Below are 9,025 nucleotides of genomic sequence, written 5' to 3'. Positions count from 1 at the left end.
AGATGTGTATAAGAGCCAGGCCCCGCCGCTATGTATACGCGCGTCGGTGTCCGCGAGGCACCCGTCCAGTGCGGGTCACCATACTGATCCTTATGAAGGAATGCACGCGTCGTCATGAGCCGCCTCGTGATGAAATTCGGCGGCACGTCCGTCGCCAACATCGAACGTATCCGCAACGTCGCACGCCATGTGAAGCGTGAGGTCGATGCCGGCCATGAAGTGGCCGTGGTCGTCTCGGCGATGGCCGGCAAGACCAACGAACTGGTCGCCTGGTGCACCGAGGCCTCGCCGATGCACGACGCGCGCGAATACGACGCCGTGGTCGCCTCGGGCGAACAGGTGACCTCAGGCCTTCTTGCCATCGTGCTCCAGGGCATGGGTATCCAGGCCCGCTCCTGGCAGGGCTGGCAGATCCCGATCAAGACCAGCGACGCCCATGCCTCGGCCCGGATCGAGGACATCGACGGCAGCGAGATCATCAAGCGCTTCAGGGAGCGCAAGGAGGTCGCGGTCATCGCCGGCTTCCAGGGCATCAACCCCGAGACCAACCGCATCACCACGCTCGGCCGCGGCGGCTCCGACACCTCGGCCGTCGCGATCGCCGCCGCCGTCAAGGCGGACCGCTGCGACATCTACACCGACGTCGACGGCGTCTACACCACCGACCCGCGAATCGTGCCGAAGGCCAAGAGGCTCGACAAGATCGCGTTCGAAGACATGCTGGAACTGGCCTCGCAGGGCGCAAAAGTGCTTCAGGTCCGCTCGGTGGAACTCGGCATGGTCCACAACATGCCGATCTTCGTCCGCTCGAGCTTCGACAAGCCCGAGGATATCGACCCGCATGCCAACCAGCCGCCCGGCACGCTGATCTGCAGCGAGGAGGAGATCATGGAAAGCCACGTCGTTACCGGCATCGCCTTTTCGAAGGACGAGGCCCAGATCTCGGTGCGCCAGATCGAGGACAAGCCTGGCGTTGCGGCCTCGATCTTCGGCCCGCTGGCGGATGCCAACATCAACGTCGATATGATCGTGCAGAATGTTTCCGAGGACGGCAAGACCACCGACCTCACCTTCACGGTGCCCGCCGCCGACTATACCCGCGCCAAGGATACGATTACCGCCGCCAAGGCCAAGATCGGCTATGCGCGGCTCGATACCGCCACCGACGTCGCCAAGATCTCGGTGATCGGCAGCGGCATGCGCAGCCATGCCGGCGTCGCCGCCCAGGCGTTCTCGGCCCTCGCCGGACGGAACATCAACATCCGGGCCATTACAACCTCCGAGATCAAGTTCTCGGTTCTGATCGACGCCGCCTATACCGAGCTGGCGGTGCGCACCCTGCATACGCTGTACGGCCTCGATCAGGCCTGAAGCGCAACCATCGTCGCGCTTCAGATTGTTGTTGGAGCATGGTCTTTCCGGAAAACCGCTTCGCACTCTTCCGGACCATGCGTAGGCTAATTTTCTCTTAGCGGTCGCAGCAAACGGGAAGGTGTACACACCTTCGCGTTTGGCAGGCGTTTTGCTTGGCAAAACAAGCCTCAATTCGCTATACGGCGGACAGGGTGGGCTGCCGCAGACTGTGTCCCAGTTGAGGCGGCGCTGATTCGGTACAAGCGCTAAATCTCAGGTAGATTTTGGGCTTGTGCCTGCGCCGGACAAACAATTTGGTTGTTTTTCTGGAATTTGGAGCCAGCCGCCGGCTGATACCGCCGGGCCCGGCAGACGGAGGAGATTGACGGTTCATGCGGAGCGCGTCGGGAGGTCCCCGCGTCTTGTTGAGACGGCTCCGCGAAACCATGGCGGAGCAGGTCTCGGCCCAGGAGCGGCTGGACAAGATCGTGGTGCTGATCGCCGCCAACATGGTGGCCGAGGTGTGCTCGGTCTATGTGCTGCGCATCGACAACACGCTCGAGCTCTACGCCACCGAAGGTCTCAACCGCGAGGCGGTGCACCATACGGTGCTCAGCGCCCATGAGGGCCTGGTCGGCCTCGTCGCCAGCGAGGCGACGCCGCTCAATCTGAGCGATGCGCAGAGCCATCCGGCCTTCTCGTTCCGTCCCGAGACCGGCGAAGAGATCTACCACTCCTTCCTCGGCGTGCCGATCCTGCGCGCCGGCAACACGCTCGGCGTGCTGGTGGTGCAGAACCGCGCCAAGCGCAACTATGTCGAGGAGGAGCTCGAGGCGCTCCAGACCACCGCGATGGTGCTGGCGGAGCTGATCGCCTCCGGCGAATTGTCCGCGCTGGCCCAGCCGGGCCAGGAGCCGGCGGCGCGCCATTCCGCGCAGAAGGTCGGCGCGATCCTGTCCGAAGGTATCGCGCTCGGCCACGTCGTGCTGCACGAGCCCCGCGTCGTCATCAAGGACTACATCGCCGAGGACCTGCCGAAGGAGATCAAACGGCTGGACACCGCGCTCGCCAAGCTGCGCGCCGACCTCGACCGCATGCTGGAGCGCGGCGACGTCGCCGACGGCGGCGAGCATCGCGAGGTGCTGGAAGCCTACCGCATGTTCGCCAACGACCAGGGCTGGTCGCACAAGCTGCACGAGGCGGTCGCCACCGGCCTCACTGCGGAAGCCGCCGTCGAACGCGTGCAGTCCGACACCCGCGCGCGCATGCTGCGCTCGACCGATCCCTACTTGCGCGACCGGCTGCACGACCTGGAAGACCTCGGCTACCGCCTGATGCGGCAGCTGGTCGGCCAGGACCACGCGCCCTCGCGCGAGCAATTGCCCGACAACGCCATTGTCATCGCGCGCGCGATGGGACCGGCGGCGCTGCTCGACTACGACCGCAAGCGCCTGCGCGGCATCGTGCTGGAGGAAGGCACCGCCAATTCGCACGTCTCGATCGTGGCACGCGCGCTCGGCATTCCCGCGGTCGGAGAGGTGCCGAACGCGCCTGGCATCGCCGATCCCGGCGATGCCATCATAGTCGACGGCACCTCGGGCTCGATCTATGTGCGGCCTTCGCAGGAGATCGAGGCGGCCTTCGCCGAGCGCGTGCGCTTCCGCGCCCGCCGCCAGGCCCAGTATCTGGCGCTGCGCGACCGGCCCTGCGTCACCAGGGACGGCCAGAAGGTCGAGCTGATGATCAACGCAGGCCTGGCCATCGACCTGCCGCATATCGAGGACACCGGCAGCGCCGGCATCGGCCTGTTCCGCACCGAGCTGCAATTCATGGTCGGCCAGAGCCTGCCGCGCACCAGCGACCAGCTCGCGCTCTATCGCACGGTGCTGGACGCGGCCGGGAGCAAGCCCGTCACCTTCCGCACCCTCGACATCGGTGGCGACAAGGCACTGCCCTATATGGAAGCCGTGATCGAGGAAAATCCCGCGCTCGGCTGGCGTGCGATCCGGCTCGGACTGGATCGCCCCGGCCTGTTGCGGGGCCAGATCCGCGCGCTGCTGCGCGCCGGCGGCGGCCGCGCGCTGCGCATCATGTTCCCGATGATCTCGGAGGTCGCCGAATTCGATGCGGCCAAGGCGCTGGTCGAACGCGAGCTGACATACTTGCGCCAGCACGGCCACACCCTGCCTGAAAGAATCGACATCGGCACCATGGTCGAGGTGCCGGCCCTGCTCTACCAGCTCGACGAGCTTCTGAAGAAGGTCGATTTCATCTCGGTCGGCTCCAACGACCTGTTCCAGTTCTTGTTCGCGGTCGACCGCGGCAACGCCAAGGTGTCCGAACGCTTCGACACCATGTCGGCGCCGATCCTGCGCGCGCTGCGCGACATCGCACGCAAGGCGCATGCGGCGAAGAAGTCGCTCTCGCTGTGCGGCGAGATGGCATCGAAGCCGGTCGGCGCGCTGGCGCTGATCGCGCTGGGCTATCGCTCGCTGTCGCTCTCGGCGACTGCGCTCGGCCCGGTCAAAGCGATGGTGCTCGACGTCGACGCCAAGAAAGCCGAGGCGATGCTTGGCCCGCTCTTGGACGCCCCAGCCGGTAGCGTCTCGATCCGGCAGAAGCTGACGGAATTTGCCGAGGCCGAAGGCCTGGCCTTGTAGCGGGCCTGTCGTCGCGTCCCGCCGCCTCGCCTCTTGCCGCTTGAGACTGAACCGATGTCGTCACTCCCCGAAGCCAAACTGGACGTCCTGCTCGCGCATCACGCCTCGCTCGAGGCCGAATCGCTCGGACAGCTCACCTCCGAGCGCTATGTGCAGATCACGCGCGAGCTCGCCGAGATCACCCCGCTGGTCGAAGCGGTGAAGGCCTATCGCTCCGCCGTCAAGGAGCTCGCGGAAACCGAGGCGCTGATCGCCGATCCCGCGACCGATGCCGAAATGCGCAGCATGGCAGAGGCCGAACGCGACGAGCTGACGCCAAAGATCGAGGAGCTGGTCCAGAAGATCCGCGTCGCGCTGTTGCCAAAGGACGCCATGGACGACCGCAACGTGGTGCTGGAAATCCGTGCCGGCACCGGCGGCGACGAAGCTTCGCTGTTCGCCGGCGACCTGTTCCGGATGTACGAGCGCTTTGCCAGTCTTCAGGGCTGGAAGGTCGAGGTGATCTCGGCCAGCGAAGGCACCGTCGGCGGCTACAAGGAAATCATCGCCGAGGTGCAGGGCCGCGGCGCGTTCTCGAAGCTGAAGTTCGAATCCGGCGTGCACCGCGTGCAGCGCGTGCCCGACACCGAGACGCAGGGACGCATCCACACCTCGGCGGCGACGGTGGCCGTGCTGCCGGAGGTCGAGGACGTCGACGTCGACATCAAGAACGACGACTTGCGGATCGAGACCATGCGCGCGCAAGGAGCGGGCGGCCAGCACGTCAACAAGACCGAATCGGCGATCCGCATCACCCACATCCCGACCGGCATCGTGGTGATGATGCAGGACAGCCGCTCGCAGCACAAGAACCGCGCCTCCGCCATGAACATCCTGCGCTCGCGCATCTACGACGCCGAGCGGCAACGCGTCGACGCCGCGCGCTCCGCCGAGCGCAAGGAGAAGGTCGGCTCCGGCGACCGCTCCGAGCGCATCCGCACCTACAATTTTCCGCAAGGACGCGTCACCGACCACCGCATCAATCTGACGCTCTACAAGCTGCCGCAGGTGATCGCGGGTGAAGCGCTGGGCGAATTGATCGACGCACTGACGACGGAGCACCAGGCCGCACAGCTCGCTGCGCAAGGCGCGGCGGCCTGAGGCGTGAGCAACCCCTTCACCGGACAATCCATCGAGGGCGCGCGGCGCACGCTGGCGGCGCTGCTGAGATCGGCACGGCTCGACGAAGCCGAGCTCGACGCCCGCATCCTGATCAGTGCCGTGCTCGCCCTCGACCTCACCGGCCTGGTCACGCAGGCTGCCCGTGCTCTGACCGCGGCCGAAGCATCGCGGCTCGCGCAGTATGCGCAGCGCCGCATCGCCGGCGAGCCGGTGGCGCGCATCCTCGGGACACGCGAATTCTGGGGCCTGCCATTCCGCCTGTCGGAAGCAACCCTGGTCCCGCGCCCCGATACCGAGACCGTGGTCGAGCTTGCACTCGAGATTTTTCGCGAGCGGCAGACATCTCATCCGCCGCGCATCGCCGACATCGGCACCGGATCCGGCGCGATCCTGCTCGCGCTGCTGCACGAAATTCCGGATGCTTTCGGCGTCGGCACCGATCTCAGCCAGAACGCGCTCAGAACCGCCAGGGACAATGCCGCCGCGCTCGGCCTCGCCGACCGCGCCGCCTTCGTCGCCTGCTCCTACGCCGCGGCGCTTGGCGGCCCGTTCGATCTCATCGTCTCGAACCCGCCCTATATTCCCTCGGGCGAGATTCCGAAATTGAGCATCGAGGTGCGCGGGCACGATCCGCACCTGGCGCTCGATGGCGGCAATGACGGGTATGACGCGTACCGCGCGCTGATCCCCCAGGCGGCCGAACGGCTCGCGCCTGGCGGAGCGCTGATCGTCGAGGCCGGACTGGGCCAGGCCCAAAATATTGAAACCTTGATGAGGGGCGCCGCGTTGTCGTTAGACCGGCCGCCCAAGGCCGACCTGGCGGGCATTCCCCGGGCCGTTTCGGCCCGAAAAATGCCTCCATAAAAGCCGGATTGGGCTGCAAAAACCTCTTGGAATATCGCCTGGGAACGACTACGTTCCGTTCAACACATCGGTGCCGGCCCCGTACACGTACGGGCGAAAGCCGGGCTCTCGGGCGAGAGCATTACTGATTTAAAGGTTCCAAGCCGCAGGTCCTGTTGAGCGCGATGGCCAGTGGAGCTGCGCTGCTCTCCGACCGCAAGTGAACGAAAGCCTGATATTGCGCTTGAAGACTTACGCAAGAAAGCTGGGCTTGTTTCGGCAGGCGAAATGAATGGGTTCGCTGGCAATGAATGCTGGCGGGTGGGGAACGCGTCTTTGTTGAACGCGATGGTCGACGAACATCGGCAGGGTTCGATCCGCTCTACGCGCGGTGCGCGTGAGAGAGATGTGAGCCGCTGTCTCCAGGTCACTCCTAGCAATCAGTAATGCGTGCAACCTTTAGGGCTGGAATCGAAGGCAGGACATGAGAAACGGTCAGAACAAGCAGCGGATGCGCAACCGCAACAACAATAACAACAACCGGCGCGGCCAGAACCCGATGACCCGGGTCTACGAGTCCAACGGACCCGACATCAAGATTCGCGGCACCGCTTCGCACATCGCTGAAAAGTATCTCCAGCTTGCGCGTGACGCGCGCTCCTCCGGCGACCCCGTTGCAGCCGAGAACTACTACCAGCATGCCGAGCATTATTTCCGCCTGATCGCGGCGGCCCAGGAGCAGTTCCGCCAGAACCAGCAGCCGCGCGGCGATGAGCCCATCAGCAGCAGCGAGGACGGCGAGGACGACGGCGAGAATTTCTCGGCGTTCGGCCAGGAGCCGGGTTTCGTGCCGCAGCCCACGCAGCAACCCTTCATGCGCGACCGCGATGGCCCGCGCGATCACCACCCGCGTGATCATCAGCAGCGCGAGGGCCAGCAGCCCTATCAGCGCGACAACCAGCAGCCGCGCGAGCACCGCGAACGCGATCATCGTCCGCAGCCGCAATATCAGCCGCAACCCGCCAACCAGCCGCAGCCGGTCATCGCCGATGCCGGCGGCGTCGATCGCCTCCCCTCCTTCATCACCGGCCCGCAGCCGCAAGCGAATGGCGGCCAGGGCGGGTTCGAGGGCGGCGGCGGTGGCGGCGAGCGCTATCCGCGGCGGCGGCGCCGGCCGCATGGCCCGCGCCCCGAGCGCGAGGCTGCTCCAGTCGCCTCCAGCGACGAGGTCGCCCCTGGCGAGTAGCCTCTTCTGAATTTCTGACCTGAATCGTCCCGGCGTCCCCGGGACGATTTGTTTTTGACGGTGTGCGTTGGTTCAATCCGCGGGACCCGCAGGCAGGCACGGACCACCTCTCCCATAGGGAGAGGTGAAGTTAGCTGCGCGTCACCGTCGTCTGGGATGGCACCAGCACCGGCTTCGCGAGCGAGGGAATGAGCCGCGCGCGCTCGCGCTTGGCGGGGATCGCGCGGTAGACCTGCTTGGTCGCCTCCACGATGTGGACGCCGGCAAAGGGCAGCGACAGCGCCGCACCGGCACGCTCCCACATCTGCGCCGATTTCAGCACCCAGCCTCCGGCATAAGGCGGCATGAACAACGCCTCGCCCCAGGCGGTCGGCGTGAACCAGGTCTGGCGCAGCAGCTCGGTGATCTGCGAGCGCGAATAGGGCCGGCCGTGACCGAAGGGCGTGCTGTCGGTGCGGGTCCACACCCCGCGCCGGTTCGGGATCACGGCGATCACGCGTCCGGACGGCGACAGCACGCGCCACACCTCGCGCAGCAACGCGGCCGGATCGTCCGACATCTCCAGCGCGTGGACCAGGAGGATGCGGTCGACCGCGGCGTCAGGAAGCGGCAGCGAGAATTCGTCGACCAGCGAGGCCAGCGCCGGCCGTCCCGTCGGCCATTTCAGGACGCCCTGGGCCGCCGGCATGAAGGCGATGCAGCGCTCGGCGTCCTCGCGGAACAATCCCAGATAGGGCGTGGGATAGCCGATGCCGAGCACGCGCTGGCCCTCGGCGCTCGGCCAGCGCTCCCTGATGCCGCGATTGATCATTTGCCGCGCCACGATCCCGAGGCGGCGGGAATAGAACTCGCGGAGGTCGACGACATCGATGGTCATGACGACAATGTAACATGCGCCCGGCCGCCGCCGCGCGCGGAATATTGCATTGCCTGCGCAACGTTAACGCCATATTTGTCTGGCGGGGCTGAGCCCGATGGAGATGACATGGCCGCCGAAATTCGTACTTTCACCTGTTTAAACGACAATTTCGGTTATCTGATCCACGACGTGGAAACCAAGGCGACCGCGTCGGTCGACGCGCCGGAGGCCGGCCCCATCCTTAAGGCCCTGGAGCGCGAGGGCTGGCAGCTCACCGACATCCTGATCACCCACCATCATGGCGATCATGTCGGCGGGGTTGCCGAACTCAAGCAGAAATACAATTGCCGCGTCGTGGCGCCGCACGACAAGACGACGAAGATCGCGAATGTCGACCTGCGCGTCGCCAACGCCGACGTGGTGAAGATCGGCAATTTGCTGGCGCGCGTCGTGGAGACGCCCGGCCACACGCTCGACCACATCTCCTACGTGTTCGACACCGAGAAGACGGTCTTCGCCGCCGACACGCTGTTCTCGATCGGCTGCGGCCGCGTCTTTGAGGGCACCTACCCGATGATGTGGGATTCGCTTCTGAAGCTGCGGGCGCTACCCGACGACTTCAAGCTCTATTGCGGCCACGAATACACCGCGTCCAACGTCAAGTTCGCGCTCACCATCGAGCCGGACAATGCGGCGCTCCAGGCCCGCGCCGCGGAAGTGACGAAGCTCCGGGCCGAGAACAAGCCGACCATCCCCTCGCTGCTTGGTGACGAGAAGCGCGCAAACGTATTCCTTCGCGCCGATGAACCGGCGGTCGCGGCCAAGCTGCACATGAAGGGCGCGGATCCGGCTGCCGTGTTCGGCGAGCTGCGCGAGCGCAAGAATAAATCCTGAAGCACAAGT

General features: G+C 65.7%; 7 protein-coding genes. 6 read left to right on the top strand and 1 reads right to left on the bottom strand.

The genetic code is table 11. The annotated features are described in order from the left end of the window. Positions 1-114: 114 nt before the first annotated feature. The 5 genes from EHH60_RS25820 to EHH60_RS25800 all read left to right on the top strand — a co-directional run bounded on the left by EHH60_RS25820 (position 115) and on the right by EHH60_RS25800 (position 7,263). A complete protein-coding gene (locus EHH60_RS25820; RefSeq protein WP_028177450.1) occupies positions 115-1,371 on the top strand; it encodes an aspartate kinase in 1,257 nt (418 codons plus the stop codon). 374 nt (positions 1,372-1,745) lie between these two features. Further along, positions 1,746-4,013: a phosphoenolpyruvate--protein phosphotransferase gene (gene ptsP / locus EHH60_RS25815; RefSeq protein ID WP_124162211.1), complete on the top strand. Its 2,268-nt coding sequence runs from the start codon at positions 1,746-1,748 to the stop codon at positions 4,011-4,013. A gap of 54 nt (positions 4,014-4,067) precedes the next feature. After that, complete coding sequence (prfA, locus tag EHH60_RS25810) at positions 4,068-5,153, top strand: peptide chain release factor 1 (protein WP_124162210.1); 1,086 nt, start codon at positions 4,068-4,070, stop codon at positions 5,151-5,153. Between the two features lie 3 nt (positions 5,154-5,156). Continuing rightward, on the top strand, positions 5,157-6,038 hold the full coding sequence (gene prmC, locus EHH60_RS25805) for a peptide chain release factor N(5)-glutamine methyltransferase (RefSeq protein WP_124162209.1): 882 nt from the start codon (positions 5,157-5,159) through the stop codon (positions 6,036-6,038). A gap of 463 nt (positions 6,039-6,501) precedes the next feature. Beyond that, positions 6,502-7,263, top strand: coding sequence for a DUF4167 domain-containing protein (locus EHH60_RS25800; RefSeq protein WP_124162208.1), 762 nt, complete (start codon positions 6,502-6,504; stop codon positions 7,261-7,263). A 130-nt stretch (positions 7,264-7,393) separates the two neighbouring features. Here EHH60_RS25800 and EHH60_RS25795 read toward each other — a convergent pair whose 3' ends face one another. Further along, complete coding sequence (locus tag EHH60_RS25795) at positions 7,394-8,140, bottom strand: methyltransferase domain-containing protein (RefSeq protein WP_124162207.1); 747 nt, start codon at positions 8,138-8,140, stop codon at positions 7,394-7,396. A gap of 108 nt (positions 8,141-8,248) precedes the next feature. Here EHH60_RS25795 and gloB point away from each other — a divergent pair, with 108 nt between their 5' ends. Further along, entirely contained in the window at positions 8,249-9,016 is a 768-nt protein-coding gene (gloB, locus tag EHH60_RS25790) for a hydroxyacylglutathione hydrolase (RefSeq protein WP_124162206.1), read from the top strand. Positions 9,017-9,025 lie beyond the last annotated feature (9 nt).

It is taken from the genome of Bradyrhizobium sp. RP6 (assembly GCF_003837805.1).
Classification (GTDB): domain Bacteria; phylum Pseudomonadota; class Alphaproteobacteria; order Rhizobiales; family Xanthobacteraceae; genus Bradyrhizobium.
The sequence above is the reverse complement of the archived record's forward strand: the minus strand, read 5'-3'. Positions and strand labels throughout refer to the sequence as shown.